An 18,783-nucleotide genomic window follows, 5' to 3' on the forward strand; every position below is an offset into this window, starting at 1 on the left:
GCGTTATATCACAAAGTGATTTATTGAATGTAAATGATATCGATTATCAATTGTGATTAAGGTTGTTTTAAGATAAATTGTCGGCATTTTTAGTTAACACCTTTTTATCAATGAGTGCCGTCGAGGTTTTTATGAAATGCAGGGCGTTTAAGAAAAGTGCAATTGCCGCAATAGTTTCGAGTTTACTGGTCTCTTCCGTTTATGCTGGTGTGGATGCGGAATCTTCAGAACCGATTGAAAAAATTACTGTTTATGGTGAAAAGATTGAGCGTAGCCTGAAGGATACGACGTCATCTATTTCAGTGATTGATAAGGAAACCCTCGATAGCGGCCAATACCAATCAACCTCAAGTGCCTTATCAGAGGTGCCGAACGTGGTGGTGTTATCCGGCTCTGTGCCCGATATCCGTGGGGTTTCTGGTAATGGTTCGGCCTCCGGATTTAACTCTTTCACCGGTGGGGCTCGTGCGCGGGTATCAACCTTAGTCGATGGTGTGGCGGAGCCTTTTGTTGCGGATCTTACCGGTGATACTGGGCTGTGGGATATTCAACAAATTGAGGTTTTCCGCGGTCCGCAATCGACGATTAATGGTCGTAACAGCATTGGCGGTACGGTATTTATTAAAACCGAAGATCCGACCTTCGATTGGCAGGGCGCGGCTCGCGTGGGTTATCGCAATCAAGATAACTTTATCGACAGTGCGGTGATGCTCTCAGGCCCGATCCTTGATGATGAGTTAGCATTTAGGGTGAGCGGGCAAAATGTGACGGGCGAAACTTACAATAAAGGCTTGGAATACGAGACGAATCCCGCCACATTTGATCAAAATGAGTTGATCACCAATCGCTGGCGCGGCAAATTTTTGTGGCAACCGAGCGCGATTGAGGATCTCAAAGTGCTTTATAGCTTTTCTTACAATGATGAGAAAGGTGACTCAGGGCGTAACTATTTTACCGGTGACGATCCATGGGCATATGAGCCGATTTCCCAACGTTATATCGAGACTAAATCGACAACTCACTCAGTGAAAGTGGATTATGACCTCGGGGAAGGGCAAGCCCTCGATCTGATTGTCGCCTATATGGATTACGATTGGGGCTTTGAAACCTATGAGCCTCTCGTGACCGCCCAGCAATATGTGGATATGGAGGACAAGAGTTATACCGTAGATGGCAAATATAGCTTTGGCCTTAAAGACAAAGATTTCAACGGGTTTGTTGGTTTAGCCTATTTTAAACGTAGCCAAGATTTTGGTAGTACTGGCAGCTCAATCTATAGTGGTGATGACAGCACTAAGTCAGCCTCCGTTTATGGTGAAGTCACCTATGGGCTCGCCGACTCGCTCTGGATTACTGTTGGTGGCCGCGTGATGCGTGAGGAGCAATTACGTAACTTCAACATGCGCTATCAAGGTAGTCTACTTGAGGAAAAACTCGATGACGCCAATACCGTTACCCTGCCGAAGTTAGTACTGCAATACGCGCTGAATGATAATACCACCTTAGCGGCCAGTGTTCGTCGTGGTTATAACTCGGGTGGTGGCGCGCTGTCTTTGGTGGAAAGCGAGTATTACTACTACGATGAGGAGTTTGTAAATACCTATGAACTGAGTAGCCGTAGCGCATTTGCCAATGGCGATGTCAACTTAAGTGCTAATATCTTCTACAACGATTTTGATGGTTATCAAGCGTCTAATAGCGCACGCAAAATTACCAATATCGATAAAGCCGTCAGTTACGGTATTGAAGCCGAATTCAGCGCCATGTTAACTGAAAACTGGCAGTTTATTTCGGGCGTAGGTTTACTCGATAGTGAAATCAAGCAAGCTGACCCTAGCTATGGGGATATTATCGGTAATCAGTTGAACTCAGCCCCGCACATCACTGCTAATGCTGGATTCAAGTATTGGATGAATGATGTGTTCTCTTTCGGTTTTTCAGGCAACTATGTTGGCGAGTATTTTGCGGATATTAATAATACCGAATCTAGAATAGCGGGTGATTATGTCGTTGCGCGTGTGAGCCTTGATTATCAAACCGATAGCTGGAGAGTTAGCGGCTTTGTCAACAACCTGTTTGATGAGCAAGCGTTGACGGTAAATGAACCCGCCAGCCGCAGTTACCCCGATGGTTATGCCGCGATTATCGATCCCAGAAATATCGGTGTCTCTGTGATGTATCGCTTCTAATCACTGGATTTAACGCACTTATTTTACCCATAAAAAAACCTCCACAATATGCTGCGGAGGTTTTTTATTTTCAGCGACTTTTACTCTTTATATTTCAAAGTGCCGTTAGCTTTGATTTCATCGTACCACAGGTTGTGGTGTTGGGTTGCCCAGTTTTCATCACAATAACCAGACACCATACACTCCATACCACCTTCAGACATTACCGTTGCCATGAAGATATGCACGATAGAGAAGGCGCAGATCACGATAGCGCTCACTGAGTGCAGCACGAGTGCGATTAAGCTTAAGGTGCGGCTAGGTTCGAAAAGATTTGGGAACAGTAACAACATGCCAGATGCTGAAATGATTAACCCGAACAGGGCAAAGGCCCAGAACCACATTTTTTCACCGGCGTTGGCAAAGCCTGCATCAGGGTGTTTACCTTTGAATGGACCAAAGTTGATGTAACCACCAACAACCAGGAACCACTTCACGTCGTACATTTTTGGCAGCTGGTTCTTCGCCCATAACACTGTCATCAATGCCCAGCCGATCATAAACGGAATCGCCATCACATCATGGATTTGCTTAGCGCCATAGACGATAGCTTCCCAGATGCCTTCGCCCAACCAAGGTTGGAAGAAGAAGCGACCTGCTAATAAGGTTAAGCCCGTTAATATCAATAGTAAGCACGGAATCGCACCTAACCAGTGAATAGAAACGTCGAATTTAGACCAGCGATGCACTAACTTGCCTGAAAAACCATGGTGTAGCTTAGAAATGCCGTTCACCTTGATAAATAAGACAAAGATAATGATCATGCCGAATAGCGCTGCCATTAAAGCCGGCGCTAACCAGTCGCTACGCAGCTCCAACACCCGTAGATCATAAGTATTGATCGGCTGTGCGTGGAACTCGCTTTGTGAGGTAGTGTATCCCGTCGCGCCATCCTTCAGCTGTGCCCAAATTTGGGCATCAGAGGCTTGAGGTTGGATCGCCTGTCCATCACCACCATTGGCTAGACACACGGCACTAAATAGCAGTGCTATGGCTAAACCTATGTGTTTGAACCATTTGTTCATCATACATCCTCTCTCGCTTAGTGGCGCCTGCAAGCAGGCACCAAGCTAAGTCTGTGGACAGATCCTGTGACCTGAATTAATTCCAAGCCGCGTTTTTAGCACCACGGTAAGCCACGCGCTCACGGAAGATGTTCGAAACAACTTCTGCATCACCCGCTAATAAGGCTTTAGTGGCGCAGAGTTCTGCGCACATTGGCAGTTTGCCTTCAGCAATACGGTTTGAACCGTACTTCTGGCGCTCTGCCTCTGAGTGGTTTTCTTCTGGGCCACCGGCACAGAAGGTACATTTATCCATCTTACCGCGGCTACCAAAGGCACCTTTTTTCGGGAACTGTGGTGCGCCAAATGGGCAGGCGTACAAGCAGTAACCACAACCAATACAGGCATCTTTGTTATGTAGCACAATGCCGTCATCGGTTCTGTAGAAGCAGTTTGCTGGGCAAACCGCCATACATGGTGCATCTGAGCAATGCATACAGGCGACAGAGATTGATGCCTCACCTGGTTGACCATCGTTGATGGTTACCACGCGGCGGCGTTGGATACCCCACTCGAGAGCGGAGTCGTTTTCGTTTTTACATGCGGTGACACAGCCGTTACATTCGATGCAGCGCTTGGTATCACACAAAAATTTCATTGTAGCCATAGTGGCAATTCTCCTAGCTTAAGCTGCACTTACGCTTTAACGATCTGACAGAGCGACGCTTTGGTTTCCTGCATTTGGGTCACAGGGTCATAACCATAGGTCAGTGCTGTGTTACAGGATTCACCGATAACGTAAGGCACTGTGCCCTCAGGGTAGTTAGGCGCTAAGCTTTCGCCGTGCATCACACCCGCAAAGTGGTAAGGCATAAAGGTCACACCCGGTTTAACGCGTGGCGTTACCATGGCTTGTACTTTAATGCGGCCACCTTCGGCGCCCTCTAACCATACAAACTCACCGTTGCGGATACCGCGGTCGGCAGCGTCGCCTGGGTTGATTTCAACAAACATTTCCTGTTGAAGCTCAGCCAGCCATGGGTTAGAACGAGATTCTTCACCACCACCTTCATATTCCACTAAACGACCAGAGGTCAGTACTAATGGATATTTACCGCTGAAGTCTTTCTCTTGGATTGACTTGTACAGTGTTGGTAGACGATGAACTTGCATATCGTCGTAGGTTGGGTACTTAGCGACTAAGTCACGGCGTGCTGTGTATAACGGCTCGCGGTGCACAGGTACTTGGTCTGGGAAGGTCCAAACGATACAGCGGGCTTTGGCGTTACCAAATGGGATACAACCGTGCTTAATTGCCACGCGCACGATACCGCCTGACAGGTCAGTCTTCCAGTTTTTACCTTCGGCTTCGGCTTTTTCCTCGGCAGTCAGATCATCCCACCAGCCCAATTGCTTGAGCATATCGGCAGTAAACTCAGGATAACCATCTTGGATTTCCGCACCCTTAGAGTAAGTGCCATCCGCCAAAATGCTTTGACCGTTGTATTCAACACCATAACGAGCACGGAAGTTACCGCCGCCGTCTTTTACGTGTTTGGCTTGGTTATACAGAATTTGGGTACCAGGGTGTTTAGCTTCTGGTGTACCCCAACATGGCCAAGGTAAACCGTAGGTTTCGCCCTTCGCTGGACCCCCTGCGGCTTCAAGCGTTTTATTGCTGAAGGTGCCCCAGTTTTGGGTGTGTAACTTGATACGCTCAGGGCTTTGACCTGTCATACCGATAGTCCACATACCGCGGTTAATTTCGCGAGTAATGTCTTCGATTACTGGTAAGCCGTTTTCTTTGGCGATGCGTTTAGTGTACTGCTCGTCAATACCGAGTTTTTGCGCTAAACGGTACATGATTTCGATGTCGGTTTTTGACTCGAATAAAGGTTGGATAACCTGCTCACGCCATTGGATAGAACGGCCTGAGTTAGACACTGAACCTTGTGTTTCAAACTGAGTCGCAGCAGGTAACAGATACACGCCATTCTTACGACGGTGCATAACACCTGCCATTGTTGGGAATGGGTCGACAACGACGACTGTATCCATCTTGTCTAAGGCATCACGCACTTCACGTTGACGGGTTTCAGTGTTGACCGATTGACCCCAGAAGAAGGCCATACGGATATTGTCTTTCTGAGCCAGTTTGCTCTTGTCTTCTAACACGCCATCGTGCCAGCGAGAACAAGGAATACCTGGAGTGGTCATTGGATCTTTGCCTAAGTAGGCGTTTTGATCGAAACGGCTCTTCACCCATTCCATATCCAGATCCCACACGTGGGTCCAGTGAGTCCAAGCCGCAGAGGTTAAACCGTAGTAACCTGGTAAGTTATCGAATAACAGACCTAAGTCAGTCGCACCTTGTACGTTATCGTGACCACGGAAAATGTTAGTACCGCCGCCAGATACGCCCATGTTGCCTAAGGCTAATTGCAGAATACAGTAAGCACGTGTGTTAGCGTTGCCGACGTGATGCTGAGTACCACCCATACACCAAATCACAGTACCAGGACGATTATCGGCCATCAGTTTAGCGGCTTGATAAACCACTTCTTCGCTTACGCCAGTGATATCCGCCACTTCTTTTGGCGGGAATTTTTTCACTTCTCTGCGGATACTTTCCATCTCGAATACGCGTTGTTTGATAAAGGTTTTATCTTCCCAACCGTTTTCGAAAATGTGCCACAACATACCGTAGATAAACGGAATATCAGTACCAGGACGAATTGCACAGTGCAGATCTGAGTGCGCTGCTGTGCGAGAGAAACGTGGATCAACGACGATGATTTTCGCGTTGTTTTTCTCTTTAGCGATCAGAATGTGTTGCATTGAAACCGGATGCGCTTCCGCTGGGTTTGCCCCGATCAGGAAGATAGCATTGGCATTCTGAATATCGTTGAAAGAGTTAGTTTGCGCACCGTAACCCCAAGTGTTAGCAACACCGGCTACCGTGGTAGAGTGACAAATACGAGCAGAGTGGTCGACGTTGTTTGTGCCCCACATGGCCGCCAGTTTGCGGTACATATAGCAGCCTTCGTTAGAGAACTTAGCGCTACCCATGAAGTACACTGAGTCTGGGCCAGATTCTTTACGAATGTTGAGCATTTGGTCGCCCACTTCGTTAATCGCATCTTCCCAAGAGATTTTTTTCCACTTGCCATCAACCAATTTCATTGGGTATTTCAGGCGTTTTTCACCGTGGCCATGCTCACGCAGTGCAGCACCTTTAGCGCAGTGACCGCCGGCGTTGAATGGGTGATCAAATGCGGGTTCCTGACCTGTCCATACACCGTTTTGTACTTCGGCATATAGACCGCAACCGACGGCACAGGCACTACAAATCGTACGTTTAACTTCGATAGGCGCATCGTGCGGTACATCTTTGGCTTCTGCGCGGCGCATCATGCCAGTACCCATCAGAGAAGCTGCTGCGATACCACCGGTAGCAATACCAGCTTGCTTCATAAATTGACGACGGCTAATGCCTAACGTCGGTTTGTCGGCCACTTTGGCGACATCGGACTTGCGAGTTAACTTCATCGCTGACTTCTCCTAGATTAGCTACGCAGGCTATCGTAATAGCTGATAATGTGCGCAGTTTCGTGGTAACCCTTAGGTTCTTTAGTTGTTACCTTGCTGCTCTCGCTGGCTTGGGCTGCACTGATGCCGGTAGCGGCAATTGCGGCGCCGGCTACGCTGCCAACGGTGAGTGCTTTAAGCAAAGAACGGCGAGTTAAATCGCTAGGTTGTTGCTTCATGCTGACTCCTGAAATAGGGGTTATGGTTCTTGGGATGGCGCGACTTTTCGAGGAGTGGTGCTTGTTATCAAAAAGTGAAGATTAGAGGTGAAAAAGATAATAAAATCATCTTGCTTGCCGTTAATCATCGCGCGTGACGGCAATATAGTAGGAAAAGATTGAGTAGGATTTGATCTAGAACAGTTTGCGTTAACAGAAGATGATACGCCAATCCAAAAGCGTTAACTTGCTCATGCTTTGGCGGTTTATTTGAGATGACAAAATTGCCCGATTTCTACTTCAAAACAAAATGTTTGTTAATAAGTTGTTGGTTTGGTTTGGATAAAAAAACACCCCGCAGTGCGAGGTGTTTTTATCGGGTTAAGCATAACCCCTTGCGTTAGTCTTTATAACGCAAACTGCCGTTGGCTTTGATTTCGTCATACCATAAATTGTGGTGCTGGATTGCCCAGTTTTCGTCACAATAGCCTGACTTCATACACTCCATACCGCCTTCACTGAGTACGGTCGCCATCCAGATATGCACTATGGTAAAGGCAATCAGGATAACGGCACTGATCGAGTGGATCAGCAGCGCGCCCATCGAGGCTTCACGGGGTAGGTCTAAGCCGGGTAATACCAACATGATGCCAGACACACTGATAAACAGCCCGAATAGGGTCAGTGTCCAGAACCACATTTTCTCACCGGCGTTGGCAAAACCACTGTCAGGGTGTTTACCTTTGAATGGGCCAAAGTTGATATAGCCACCGACCACTAAGAACCATTTAAGATCGTACATCTTAAAGGTTTGAAGTGGCATCCATTTCACTACGCAGACAATCCACGCCATGATAAAGACGGGGCCAGCCCAGTCATGTACAGTTTTACTACCGTAGATCAGTGGTGCCCAGATATCTGGCCCAAGCAGCTCCTGCACGACATGCTTACCGAGCATAATAGTTAAGCCAGTAAACATCAGTGCAAGACAGCTAATTGCCATGATCCAATGGATCCACAAATCTGCCTTTGACCAACGTACAACCATCTTGCCCGAGAAACCGTGGCTGAGTTTTGAAGGACCATTCACCAGATAAAACAGTAAGAAAGCACCAAACACACCCGTCACAGCCAAGGCCATAATCGGGGTGATATATTGATTCCTTATTTCTTTACCTTGGTTACCGGCAACGTTAATCAATACCCCAGTTTCGACCCCTTTGGCCGTGGTATAGCCAGTTTCACCCGACTTTACCGCACGCCACAGATCGGCTTCGCTGGTTTGCGCTTTCGCCTGCTGTTGGCTCGATTGCTGATCACTTGCCAGTACTGAGCCTGCGCTCATGACTGAGCCAAGTCCCAATCCCATCACGAGTACCATCAGAGCAAACAGACTGCGCAGTGATTTGTTTAACTGTTTGTTTAACATTTTCACTCCTTGCCAGAGGTTAGGGAGCACTCCCTAACCTTCACTCTGCTTAGTTAATCTCACCGGTTTTTGGGTTGTAGCCCCAAATCACGTTAGGATTGCCTCGAGATGCCATACGTTGACGGTAAATGTTTGATACCACTTCCGCATCACCCGCGAGCAGTGCTTTAGTTGCACAAAGCTCTGCACACATAGGTAGCTTGCCTTCAGCAATACGGTTGGCACCGTATTTCTTGTGCTCGGCTTCGGAGAAGGTTTCTTCTGGGCCACCGGCGCAGAAGGTACACTTATCCATTTTACCGCGGCTACCAAAGGCGGTTTTCTTCGGAAATTGTGGTGCACCGAATGGACAGGCATAGAAGCAGTAACCACAACCGATACAGGTATCTTTGTTGTGCAGCACAATGCCATCGTCAGTACGGTAGAAACAATCTGCCGGACATACGGCCATGCAAGGAGCGTCGGTACAGTGCATACATGCGACTGAAATCGATGCTTCACCTGGTTGACCATCGTTAATTGTCACCACGCGGCGACGTTGAATACCCCACTCCAGCGCGGAGTCGTTTTCGTTTTTACATGCTGTGACGCAGCCGTTACACTCGATGCAGCGTTTGGTGTCACACAAAAATTTCATGACTGCCATAATGGCTTATCTCCTCATCAAGTTGGTTAGGCTTTGCTTATCTGGCACAAGCTGGACTTCGTTTCTTGCATCTGAGTCACAACGTCATAGCCGTAAGTTAAAATGGTGTTTGCCGACTCACCTATCACATAAGGCACTGTGCCTTCTGGATAGTTTTTCGCTAGGCTCTCGCCTTCAAATACCCCTGCGAAGTGGTACGGCATAAAACATTCACCCGGTACAACCCGTGGCGTCACCATTGCCTTCACTGTGATCTTGGCGCCTTCAGGGCTATGAACGAAGACATTGTCACCGTCACGAATACCACGGTCAGCAGCGTCTGCCGGGTTCATTTCGATAAACATTTCTTGTTGTAGCTCGGCTAACCAAGGGTTAGAACGAGATTCTTCACCACCACCTTCGTATTCCACTAAACGACCAGAGGTCAGTGTCAGTGGGAAACCTTGGGTAAAGTCCTTATCCTGAATCGACTTATAAAGTGTCGGTAGACGCGCAACCATACGGTCTTCGTAGGTTGGGTACTTAGCGACTAAGTCACGACGAGGAGTGTAGAGTGGTTCGCGATGCAGTGGGATATCATCTGGGAAAGTCCAAACGATACAACGTGCTTTCGCGTTACCATAGGGAATACAGCCATGTTTAATGGCAACACGTTGAATGCCGCCAGAGATATCTGTCTTCCAGTTTTTGCCTTCAGCGTGTTTTTTCTCTTCTTCGGTTAAATCGTCCCACCAACCCAGTTGCTTGAGCATATCGGCGGTAAATTCGGGGTAACCATCTTGGATTTCACTACCCTTAGAGTAAGTGCCTTCAGCAAGAATATTGACGCCATTGTGCTCAACACCATAGCGGGCACGGAAGTTACCACCACCATCTTTAACGTGTTTGGCTTCGTTATACAGAATTTGGGTGCCAGGGTGTTTCATCTCTGGCGTGCCCCAACATGGCCATGGTAAGCCATAGGTCTCACCCTTGGCTGGACCTCCCGGTGCTTCTAGGCTGTCAGCATTAAAAGTACCCCAGTTTTCTTGGTGCATTTTTAAGCGTTCTGGGCTATGTCCTGTGTAGCCGATTGTCCACATACCTTTGTTAAATTCGCGGGTAATATCTTCAATCAATGGCTCATCACCGTTGACTTTGATTTGTTTGAACAGTTCTTTATCTATGCCTACTTTCTTAGCGAGTTTGCACATGATCACGTGATCTGGCAGAGATTCGAACAGCGGCTCTATCACCTTCGAACGCCATTGAACCGAGCGGTTTGTGGCTGACACTGAGCCGTAGGTTTCAAACTGAGTCGCAGCGGGTAGCAGATACACCCCATCCTTACGTTGATGCATCACGCCTGCCATGGTTGGGAATGGGTCCACGACCACCACAGTATCCATTTTATTCAGTGCTTCACGTACTTCGCGGCCACGGGTTTCAGTGTTGACCGATTGCCCCCAGAAGAACGCTAAACGAATATTGTCCTTTTGCGCGATTTTGGTTTTATCTTCAAGTACGCCATCGTGCCAGCGAGAGCAGGGAATACCGGTTGAAGTTTGTGGTGTTTGACCTAAGTATTCGCCTTGGTCGAAACGGCTTGCCACCCATTTAGGATCGAGATCCCACACATTGGCCCAGTGGTTCCATGCTGCAGTGGTTAAACCGTAATAACCGGGTAAGTTATCGAATAACAAACCAAAGTCAGTTGCACCTTGTACGTTATCGTGGCCACGGAAAATGTTAGTACCACCACCAGGAACCCCCATGTTACCTAAAGCTAATTGCAATAAGCAGTATGAGCGGGTATTGGCATTACCGACGTGGTGCTGAGTACCACCCATACACCAAATAATGGTGCCGGGTTTGGTTTCAGCCATCATCTTGGCAACACGATACATTTGTGCCTTAGGTACGCCCACTACGTTTTCAACTTCTTCTGGGGTGTACTTTTTCACTTCTTCGCGGATACGTTCCATGCCGTAAACACGATGCTTGATAAATTCTTTATCTTCCCAGCCATTTTCAAAAATGTGCCATAACAGGCCATAAATGAACGGAATATCGGTACCTGGGCGGATATGCACGTACTCATCAGACTTAGCTGCAGTACGGGTGAAACGAGGATCAACGACAATAATTTTGGCGCCGCGCTCTTTACCAATCAAAATATGTTGCATTGCAACTGGATGAGCTTCACTTGGGTTTGCCCCAATAAACATGATGCACTTAGAGTTGCGAATATCGTTAATCGAGTTAGTTTGCGCACCGTAGCCCCAAGTGTTTGCAACACCAGCTACTGTGGTAGAGTGACAAATACGGGCTGAGTGGTCGACGTTGTTCGTGCCCCACAATGCGGCAAATTTGCGATATAAATAAGCCTGTTCATTTGAGAACTTAGCACTACCCATAAAGTAGATAGAATCTGGACCTGATTCTTGACGAATCGCCATCATCTTATCGCCCACTTCATTGATGGCTTGATCCCAAGAGATCTTCTTCCACTTACCGCCTTCTAACTTCATTGGGTATTTCAGGCGTTTTTCGCCATGGCCGTGCTCACGCAGAGCAGCACCTTTAGCACAGTGACCGCCTTGGTTGAATGGATGGTCAAATGCGGGTTCTTGGCCTGTCCACACACCGTTTTGTACTTCAGCATAGATACCACAACCCACTGCGCAGTGAGAGCAAATGGTACGCTTAACTTCAGTCGGTGCATTGTGGGGGATATCTTTGGCTTCTGCTTTACGCATCATGCCAGTACCTAGCATTGACGCTGCAGCAATACCACCAGTGGCAAGACCTGCCGATTTTAAAAATTGGCGACGATTGAGACCGAGGGCGGGCGCTTTAGGCTCGACAACTTGGTCTGTTTTGCGGGTTAATCGCATCACACACACTCCTCTGGTTAGTTGTTCAACGACGCATAGTAATTACGGATATGGTCGGTTTCGCGATAGTTGTCACTCTTAGGTTCGCTTGGGGCAACAGTGGGGGTCGCAGCCAATGCTTGGCTACTCACAGTCGCTACCGCGCCAGCCGCACTGCCGAGTGCTAATGCTTTGAGCAGTTGACGGCGGCCCATGTCGGAAGCTTGCTTCTTCATAGTGTCTCCTTGTGTTACTAAATGAGGTGATACAAACCACGACCACCTCGGTTACTGTGGAAGCCTAAGCTTCCTTTTTGTGGCAAAGGTGAACGTTAAGTCCACCTTTGCCTATCAAACTAAAACGCGATAGGCACTGAATCTGCGTATCGCCAACCGTTTTCAGTTTAGTTCATTAATTCCACTTGTTTTTCTAAATCGCTGGCAGCGGGTTGTAGCTCCGCACTGCCAGGGCAATTCACAGGAATGTCTAAACTGAGTTGTTCAAACTCCGCAGCTTCCATCTCGAAAAACGCTTTAGCAAGCTGAGCAACCGTAGCGTAAAAGGCGGCACTAGGTGCTTTACCTAGGTTGTCGCAGAAGCGCTGAATCCAGCTGCCAATATGGCGTTGGTAAAACGCTAGTTGACGATAACCTGGAGCCTCAAGAATTAATGTGCCCATCACTTCACACAGAGCAGCCACATGATCTTCGGGCTCTTTGACGTTTTCTTCGCGCTCAAAACCGAGTTGCATCAAGTCTTGGCGCAGCAGTGCTAAGGGTTTGTCCATTAATGAGCCAGTCATAAACCAACTGCCATAGGGCAGGATTTCGCCACAACCCACACCGAGGAACAGGGCAAAATACTCATCTTCTAATTGTTCACTGCTGAACTGCTTTGCAGCCAGTTGTACAGATAACCAAGCCTTGGTCATCTCATTGTCTTCATCGGCATCGATTTCAAGGTTGGCCAAAAATTGCAGCAGCTCAGGGCTAGGATGGCGACGCAAAAGGGCGGCTAACAGTTGATAGATATCGGCTCTCAACTGATCGTTTTCTGATACTTGTCTTACTGATTCGGTCATAGCGGATCTCTTATCGCAGTTGCTTTTCAGGATCTTGAAGAATGTCTTCAAACATGTCTTTTACCCGGCAATCACCACACATTTTCAAGCGTTCTATATTGGCTGAAAATGCACTGTGCGCGCCGACCATATCCAGCATCCGATGCACCATAGATTGGGTCGCAAAAGGAGAGCCACAGCGAATACATTCGAACGGGGCTTCTTCTTTCAGGGTTTGTAATTGCTGACGAGCAGCTTTATCAAAGTTAATTTGTGGCGTCAGGCTGATGACCTTTTCAGGGCAAGCCGCCTCACATAAGCCACATTGCACACAGTTTTGCTCAATAAAGTGTAGTGCAGGTTTGTCGCCACCATCTTGTAATGCCATGGTGGGGCAAATCGCCACGCAGGACATACACAGGGTACATTTCTCGACATTGACGCTGACGTTGCCGTAGGGAACGTTGTTGATACTTAAACAGCTGTTGATTTCACCCGCTTGGCTGTTTAGATGGTCAATCGCATCAAACAGAGTGTTACGTTTGCTGGTGGACGCAAAAGCGCCGGGCACAATCACTGGCCAATCGAGGCTGATGTCGAGCACAGGCTCCAAATTCGCCAGCATGCTTGGGTCGATAAGACTCAAGCGCTGCGGTTGGCCCATTTCATCTAAAATGCTGTTGGCTAAAGCCAGTTCACCTTTCAACATTTGTGTGAGCGTGGGTGCTGTTGCCTCAGTATTGAGGATTAACACTTGGCGTGCGCCCCAAGCCAGTGAAGCTAACCAATGGTCAATGCTGGCAACGGTGATTTCTTCGAGGGCGACAGGGAGCACATCCCCGGCTAAGTCGTCCCCTATCAAGCTCGCGCCAACCGCGTTGTCGTGGAACAATATCACTGGTGCTGTTTGCGCTTGCTCACGGTAACGACTGATAATTTTATTCAGGTAAGAATGCAATGCCTGTGGTGTCGGTAAGTCATAACTAATGGCCCCCGTTGGGCAGGCACTCGAGCAGCTGCCTGCGCCGTGGCAAAGGTAGGGGTCAACTTCAATTTTTTTAGCGACACTACTAATCGCATCAGCTGGGCAGAAGTTGAGGCAACGGTTACAGCCGTTGATACCGTTGCGGTCATGGGCGCACAGGTCGGCATTAATTTTGACGTAGCGAGGTTTATCAAATTGGCCAACCAGTTCGGGGAGTTGCTCTAGTGCATCGGCGAGCTTTATGTCGTCTTGGCCAACATAGAAATACCCCGGTGGTAGCATTTCGAGATTCAAGCAAGGTGTGCTGCTTAAATCGAGTATCAAATCAAAGTGCGGTTTACGAATGGCGACAACACTTAATTCCGTTGCACCGTTTTGATGCTCAACGCTAACTTGGAACTGCCCTAAAAATCCTTTAATACCGATCAGTTTGTTGTAGTAACTTTCGACATTCGTGGCGGCAGCCATCACCTGTTCAAGGTGGGTTTCATCTTGGTTGGTAATCGCTTCGTTAGCCAAAATCACACGGCTCGCCATACTGGACAATTTGTCCGCCGCGAGGCGTGCGAGATCCTCAGGGCCAATAATTAGCACTGTGCCTTCAGTGGTGTAACTCACTGTTGGCGGGATCAGATTCTGTAAAATCTGTGTTTGGGCTAACACATTTTGCCGCGCTTGTTTTAGCGCAGCCTGGGTTTGATTGGTTGTCAAATGAGTGCTCACATTGCGTTCCTGAACAGTACGTTGGCTGCTCTTTTATCGCTGTTTTGTTACAGATTCAGGCATTGATTTGATACTAAGTCATTGCCTTTTCTGCTTTTATCTAAGTTTTGTACTCTTAGTACAGCAATTCACATACCAAAGTTATAGACATAAAAATTAGCTAAACTGACATTAAACAACTGGCTTTTGCATCTGAGCTAATGGCTCTGGTGCATTTTGGGGTAGGTCATCAGTCTCCCCATCCAAATTGTCCGCAATCGGTATGGTGGCTAATTCGGTTTCGATATCACTGTTTTTTGATTCGATGGTATTTTCTTCACCGATCACTACATCGTCTGGTGTTGAGGTCTGTTCGATCTCTGATTCTTCACTGTCTTTGGTGATATAGCGGAATACTTTTTGGGCTAATTCAGCGGAGACTTCTGGTGTTAGTTTCGGTTGGTTGCTGTAATCAAGAGCATATTCCAAAAGACCATCTATCTCATTGAAATGCGGTTGTTTCCAAAGGGCGCGTAGCGCTGCCGTTTTTGCTGCTGGGTCAACATTCGCCCCCATAAACTGAGCGAAACTGCCACCAATCTCAATCTCGTCAGGATTAGGGAGATCTTCTGCCGTGAGGATGCGATGAGGGTCTTCATTTGCCTGGCTAAGCGCATCTTGTGATTCTTGCGCAGCGGTAGGCTCTTGAGTGATCTCTTCTGCCTTATTATCAACAAGTTCTTCCGCAGTCGTTTGCGTTTTAACAGCGGCTTCTTCAGCTGCCACTTGCTCACGACGTTGACTCCAACGGCTAAAAAAACCGTTTGCCTTTGGGGTTGAATCAGTCATTAGTCCCTCCGCAATGGATCGTGGCTTGGACCTTGATTTTTACGGTGATCGACATGCTTACGACGATAAGCAGCGATTTCAACTTCACCATATTGAGTGATAAAGGCTTCGATCCAACAGGCAATCGCTTCAGGCATAAGCGTGTTGATTACGGGCGTATTGCCTTCAAGACAGCCCGCAGCAACATTTTGATCTGCCGAAAGTAACGCGGGTACCCAAGTACCGTCTGCCATTTCATCACAGACTAAGTACAACATCGCATTGTCCATATCGAGGTTGATGCGGTAACTGGCGCGCTCATCTTTGTGCAGCTCTAGCAGTACTAAGGTCGCTCCTTCGGGGGCTTCGTGGGTTGCGGGAAGTAAATGATCGATTTCCCATTGTACTGAGGTCCAACGACCCACCTGTTTCTCTACTTTTTTGAGTGAAACGTACATGGGCCAAACACTAGTAGTATGTTGCATTGTCTCTCCGTTTCAACCGTAAGGGAGATAAGCCTTAGCATCCGGCGCTATTTCCCCTGCTTATCGTGATAAAAGGTCACTGCAATATTAATGCCATTAAACAAGGGGAATTAGTTTGAAGTGGATCATCAAAATAGGGTTAAAAGCGAGACATTTTGTCTGAATGGACATTTTGTCTGAGACATTTTGATGCGCCAGAATGTTTCGTATTGCGACGGATCACGCATTTAGCCCTGAGTTTTATACCTAGGTATAAATATTGCTATGCTGATGCCATCACTCGTAAAGCGGTAACATTATGATTTCTGATAACAGTTCTAATATTGCTCAGCAGATGCTCGCCAATGACCATCCTTCTCTACCCAAGCGAAGCTTTTCCTTTGTGAAAACTCAAGCTGAAGTGCCGTTAACTATTGCCGTCAAAGCAGTGAATGAGTCAGGAGTCGTTATTGATAAGCATGTTGCCTGTGAGCGACCTTTAACGGTTTATCTGAACTGGCGCCCGATAGTGACCCTGATGACATTGGGGGCAAAGCCTGAGTCATTAGCTCTTGGTTATCTTAAAAATCAGGGTTTTATCTCGGATGTTGCTCAATTAGAGTCTGTAATTGTTGATTGGGATGTGAATTCTGCCGCGGTATTAACGCATGAGCAAACCGCCGATCTCGAACAAAAGTTATCTGAAAAAACCGTTACGTCCGGCTGTGGTCAAGGGACTGTATATGGCAGTTTTATGCAGGATTTAGATGGTATTCAGCTACCTACTCCAAGCCTTAAGCAGAGTACGCTCTACAGCTTGCTCAAAAACATCAATGAATATAATGAGACCTACAAAAATGCAGGTGCAGTGCACGGCTGTGGTGTTTGTGAAGCTGACCAGATCCTTGCTTTTGTAGAAGATGTTGGCCGTCATAACGCGGTGGATACTTTGGCGGGGGATATGTGGTTGGCACAGGATCGGGGCGATAACAAAATCTTCTATACCACAGGACGGTTAACCTCAGAGATGGTGATTAAGGTCGCCAAAATGGGGATACCCGTATTGCTGTCGCGAAGTGGTGTAACGCAAATGGGTCTGGAGCTTGCCCAAAAACTTGGTATCACGATTATTGCTCGGGCCAAAGGGCGTCATTTTTTGGTCTACCACGGCAGTGAAAATCTCGAATTTGATGTGAATACCAACTCCGATAAATAGCGACCGGACTCAAAAGAGATAGACGACAAGGATATAAGATGACATCCGCCAGTGAATTGATTTACATGAGCGCGAAGCAAGTTGCTGAGTATTTAGATCTTAATGAGAAAAAGGTTTACGCGATGGCGAATGACCGAATTCTCCCCGCAACAAAAATCACCGGCAAATGGTTATTCCCTAAGGTGCTGATTGACCGCTGGGTGATGGACTCCTGCCATAGCGGTATGTTAACTGACAGACTATTGATTACTGGTAGTGATGATCCTCTGTTGTCAATGTTAGTGGCGCGTTTGATGGCGCAGGTTGGTAGTCGTGAGCTTATTAGTTACAGTGCAACAGGCTCTCGTTTGGGGTTAGAGTTATTAGCTAAGGGCTATGCTGATGTGTGTACCTTGCACTGGGGGAGTATGGAAGATAGAAATATCCGCCATCCAGCATTGCTTAAAGGTTATCAAAACCACCAACAATGGATCATGGTGCACGGCTATTCCCGTCAGCAAGGCTTGATCATGCGCACCGATATGCACCACAGATGTCAAGAGGAGGATAAAGTTCTCAGTTTGCCTTGGCGCTGGGTCAGTCGCCAAGGCGGCGCTGGCAGTCAGCAGCATCTAGAGCAGTGGCTATTAAAGCAAGGTGCACGTTTAGATCAGCTTAATATCATACTCACAGCTTATAGTGAGCGTGAACTTGCAGGCTATATTGCACGTGGAGATGCAGATATTGGTTTTGGTTGCCAGTCTGTTGCTTTAGAGAGCGGTTTAAGCTTTGTGCCACTGATCAGGGAGTCCTTCGACTTTGTGATGCCACAAAGTATTTACTTTCGCAGGCAGCTACAACAACTGTTTACTATGTTAAGCAGTGGGCATACTCGGCAAATGGCGGCTCTTTTAGGGGGATATGATCTTACCGATTGCGGACAGCTTCTTTGGAGTGCAAGTTAAGTACCTATATATGTACGTATAAGTGAATCACTACACGCTACTTTATAGCTTATATATGTATAAAGTAGCGGCTGACACCAATAGCCTTCATCTTGCTTAATAATGTAGAGCTCCAAATTTACCGCCTCATTTATTCTATCTTTAGCACACACTCGTTTACTCAATAAAGGCTCGCTGTTAGGTTTGTTTTACGCATAAATCCAGCATTTGTGGATAACTCTGGGTATAACAAGTGTGTAGGTTGTGGCTAGCTTGGGTGTAACAATCTATTTGAAAATTAATCATAAAAACCTGAAAAAAGCGCTTGCACAAAAAGTTTCGCTGCCTATAATGCGCATCCACTGACACGGCAGACAGCGAAAGCGAATGCGGTTACAGTGCGAATCGAATGCAAATTGTGCAGTTGATTCGAAAGCCTCAAGAAGTTTGCAAAAACGCCTTGACGCGACAAGGGAAATGCGTAGAATACGCAGCCCTGACCTGCTGAGCGGTAACGCGAAGTGAATGGTCAAATGCTCTTTAACAATCTAAACAAGAAATCTGTGTGGGCACTCACAGGTGTTGAGTTAATCGAAATTACTCTGCCGTTTGGCGAGTAATCAAAGAATTAAATCAATGAATGAGTGTTCATAGCAATATGTACAACGACTTATTAAGTTAAGTCGATTCAGAATTC

At 47.3% G+C, this 18,783-nt stretch carries 15 protein-coding genes; 3 read left to right on the top strand and 12 right to left on the bottom strand.

Annotated elements, in window-relative coordinates; all coding sequences use genetic code 11:
• Positions 1–131: 131 nt before the first annotated feature.
• Positions 132–2,189, top strand: a complete 2,058-nt coding sequence (locus MMG82_RS19870) for a TonB-dependent receptor (protein ID WP_172591233.1) — start codon at positions 132–134, stop codon at positions 2,187–2,189.
• An 80-nt stretch (positions 2,190–2,269) separates the two neighbouring features.
• Here the strand turns inward: MMG82_RS19870 and MMG82_RS19875 are convergent, their stop codons facing one another.
• The 12 genes from MMG82_RS19875 to MMG82_RS19930 all read right to left on the bottom strand — a co-directional run bounded on the left by MMG82_RS19875 (position 2,270) and on the right by MMG82_RS19930 (position 15,968).
• Positions 2,270–3,253, bottom strand: a complete 984-nt coding sequence (locus MMG82_RS19875) for a formate dehydrogenase subunit gamma (RefSeq protein ID WP_037423443.1) — start codon at positions 3,251–3,253, stop codon at positions 2,270–2,272.
• A 76-nt stretch (positions 3,254–3,329) separates the two neighbouring features.
• Positions 3,330–3,899 (bottom strand): formate dehydrogenase FDH3 subunit beta, encoded by a 570-nt coding sequence (fdh3B, locus tag MMG82_RS19880; RefSeq protein WP_037423445.1) that lies wholly within the window; start codon positions 3,897–3,899, stop codon positions 3,330–3,332.
• 29 nt (positions 3,900–3,928) lie between these two features.
• Positions 3,929–6,781, bottom strand: a complete 2,853-nt coding sequence (locus MMG82_RS19885) for a molybdopterin-dependent oxidoreductase (protein ID WP_047536147.1) — start codon at positions 6,779–6,781, stop codon at positions 3,929–3,931.
• 17 nt (positions 6,782–6,798) lie between these two features.
• On the bottom strand, positions 6,799–6,999 hold the full coding sequence (locus tag MMG82_RS19890) for a twin-arginine translocation signal domain-containing protein (RefSeq protein WP_037423451.1): 201 nt from the start codon (positions 6,997–6,999) through the stop codon (positions 6,799–6,801).
• A gap of 379 nt (positions 7,000–7,378) precedes the next feature.
• Complete coding sequence (locus MMG82_RS19895; protein WP_037423454.1) at positions 7,379–8,407, bottom strand: formate dehydrogenase subunit gamma; 1,029 nt, start codon at positions 8,405–8,407, stop codon at positions 7,379–7,381.
• Positions 8,408–8,456: 49 nt separating this feature from the next.
• Positions 8,457–9,053: a formate dehydrogenase FDH3 subunit beta gene (gene fdh3B / locus MMG82_RS19900; protein ID WP_011074129.1), complete on the bottom strand. Its 597-nt coding sequence runs from the start codon at positions 9,051–9,053 to the stop codon at positions 8,457–8,459.
• Positions 9,054–9,079: 26 nt separating this feature from the next.
• Positions 9,080–11,929, bottom strand: a complete 2,850-nt coding sequence (locus tag MMG82_RS19905) for a molybdopterin-dependent oxidoreductase (RefSeq protein WP_037429190.1) — start codon at positions 11,927–11,929, stop codon at positions 9,080–9,082.
• Between the two features lie 17 nt (positions 11,930–11,946).
• Positions 11,947–12,144, bottom strand: a complete 198-nt coding sequence (locus MMG82_RS19910; RefSeq protein WP_011074127.1) for a twin-arginine translocation signal domain-containing protein — start codon at positions 12,142–12,144, stop codon at positions 11,947–11,949.
• A 167-nt stretch (positions 12,145–12,311) separates the two neighbouring features.
• Positions 12,312–12,989 carry a molecular chaperone TorD family protein gene (locus tag MMG82_RS19915; RefSeq protein ID WP_037423461.1) on the bottom strand — a complete coding sequence of 226 codons (678 nt, stop codon included), beginning with the start codon at positions 12,987–12,989 and terminating at the stop codon, positions 12,312–12,314.
• A gap of 10 nt (positions 12,990–12,999) precedes the next feature.
• Entirely contained in the window at positions 13,000–14,676 is a 1,677-nt protein-coding gene (locus tag MMG82_RS19920; RefSeq protein WP_156143175.1) for a 4Fe-4S binding protein, read from the bottom strand.
• A 171-nt stretch (positions 14,677–14,847) separates the two neighbouring features.
• Positions 14,848–15,504 carry a DUF3306 domain-containing protein gene (locus MMG82_RS19925; protein WP_047536149.1) on the bottom strand — a complete coding sequence of 219 codons (657 nt, stop codon included), beginning with the start codon at positions 15,502–15,504 and terminating at the stop codon, positions 14,848–14,850.
• A complete protein-coding gene (locus tag MMG82_RS19930) occupies positions 15,504–15,968 on the bottom strand; it encodes a DUF3305 domain-containing protein (protein ID WP_037423466.1) in 465 nt (154 codons plus the stop codon). Before MMG82_RS19930 ends, MMG82_RS19925 begins: the two co-directional genes overlap by 1 nt.
• A gap of 298 nt (positions 15,969–16,266) precedes the next feature.
• Between MMG82_RS19930 and MMG82_RS19935 the strand changes: the two genes are divergently transcribed.
• Together MMG82_RS19935 and MMG82_RS19940 are read left to right on the top strand one after the other, a co-directional pair.
• Positions 16,267–17,163 carry a formate dehydrogenase accessory sulfurtransferase FdhD gene (locus MMG82_RS19935; RefSeq protein ID WP_047536152.1) on the top strand — a complete coding sequence of 299 codons (897 nt, stop codon included), beginning with the start codon at positions 16,267–16,269 and terminating at the stop codon, positions 17,161–17,163.
• Positions 17,164–17,201: 38 nt separating this feature from the next.
• A complete protein-coding gene (locus tag MMG82_RS19940) occupies positions 17,202–18,107 on the top strand; it encodes a helix-turn-helix transcriptional regulator (RefSeq protein ID WP_037423474.1) in 906 nt (301 codons plus the stop codon).
• The last annotated feature ends 676 nt before the right edge of the window (positions 18,108–18,783 follow it).

Source organism: Shewanella sp. MM_2022_3, from assembly GCF_022557375.1.
In the GTDB taxonomy this organism is placed as follows: domain Bacteria; phylum Pseudomonadota; class Gammaproteobacteria; order Enterobacterales; family Shewanellaceae; genus Shewanella; species Shewanella xiamenensis.

Excerpts from the sequence above, each read along its gene's own strand:
- MMG82_RS19870 (WP_172591233.1), top strand. The coding sequence starts at position 132 with ATGAAATGCAGGGCGTTTAAGAAAAGTGCAATTGCCGCAATAGTTTCG.
- MMG82_RS19875 (WP_037423443.1), bottom strand. The coding sequence starts at position 3,253 with ATGAACAAATGGTTCAAACACATAGGTTTAGCCATAGCACTGCTATTT.
- fdh3B (WP_037423445.1), bottom strand. The coding sequence starts at position 3,899 with ATGGCTACAATGAAATTTTTGTGTGATACCAAGCGCTGCATCGAATGT.
- MMG82_RS19885 (WP_047536147.1), bottom strand. The coding sequence starts at position 6,781 with ATGAAGTTAACTCGCAAGTCCGATGTCGCCAAAGTGGCCGACAAACCG.
- MMG82_RS19890 (WP_037423451.1), bottom strand. The coding sequence starts at position 6,999 with ATGAAGCAACAACCTAGCGATTTAACTCGCCGTTCTTTGCTTAAAGCA.
- MMG82_RS19895 (WP_037423454.1), bottom strand. The coding sequence starts at position 8,407 with ATGTTAAACAAACAGTTAAACAAATCACTGCGCAGTCTGTTTGCTCTG.
- fdh3B (WP_011074129.1), bottom strand. The coding sequence starts at position 9,053 with ATGGCAGTCATGAAATTTTTGTGTGACACCAAACGCTGCATCGAGTGT.
- MMG82_RS19905 (WP_037429190.1), bottom strand. The coding sequence starts at position 11,929 with ATGCGATTAACCCGCAAAACAGACCAAGTTGTCGAGCCTAAAGCGCCC.
- MMG82_RS19910 (WP_011074127.1), bottom strand. The coding sequence starts at position 12,144 with ATGAAGAAGCAAGCTTCCGACATGGGCCGCCGTCAACTGCTCAAAGCA.
- MMG82_RS19915 (WP_037423461.1), bottom strand. The coding sequence starts at position 12,989 with ATGACCGAATCAGTAAGACAAGTATCAGAAAACGATCAGTTGAGAGCC.
- MMG82_RS19925 (WP_047536149.1), bottom strand. The coding sequence starts at position 15,504 with ATGACTGATTCAACCCCAAAGGCAAACGGTTTTTTTAGCCGTTGGAGT.
- MMG82_RS19930 (WP_037423466.1), bottom strand. The coding sequence starts at position 15,968 with ATGCAACATACTACTAGTGTTTGGCCCATGTACGTTTCACTCAAAAAA.
- MMG82_RS19935 (WP_047536152.1), top strand. The coding sequence starts at position 16,267 with ATGATTTCTGATAACAGTTCTAATATTGCTCAGCAGATGCTCGCCAAT.
- MMG82_RS19940 (WP_037423474.1), top strand. The coding sequence starts at position 17,202 with ATGACATCCGCCAGTGAATTGATTTACATGAGCGCGAAGCAAGTTGCT.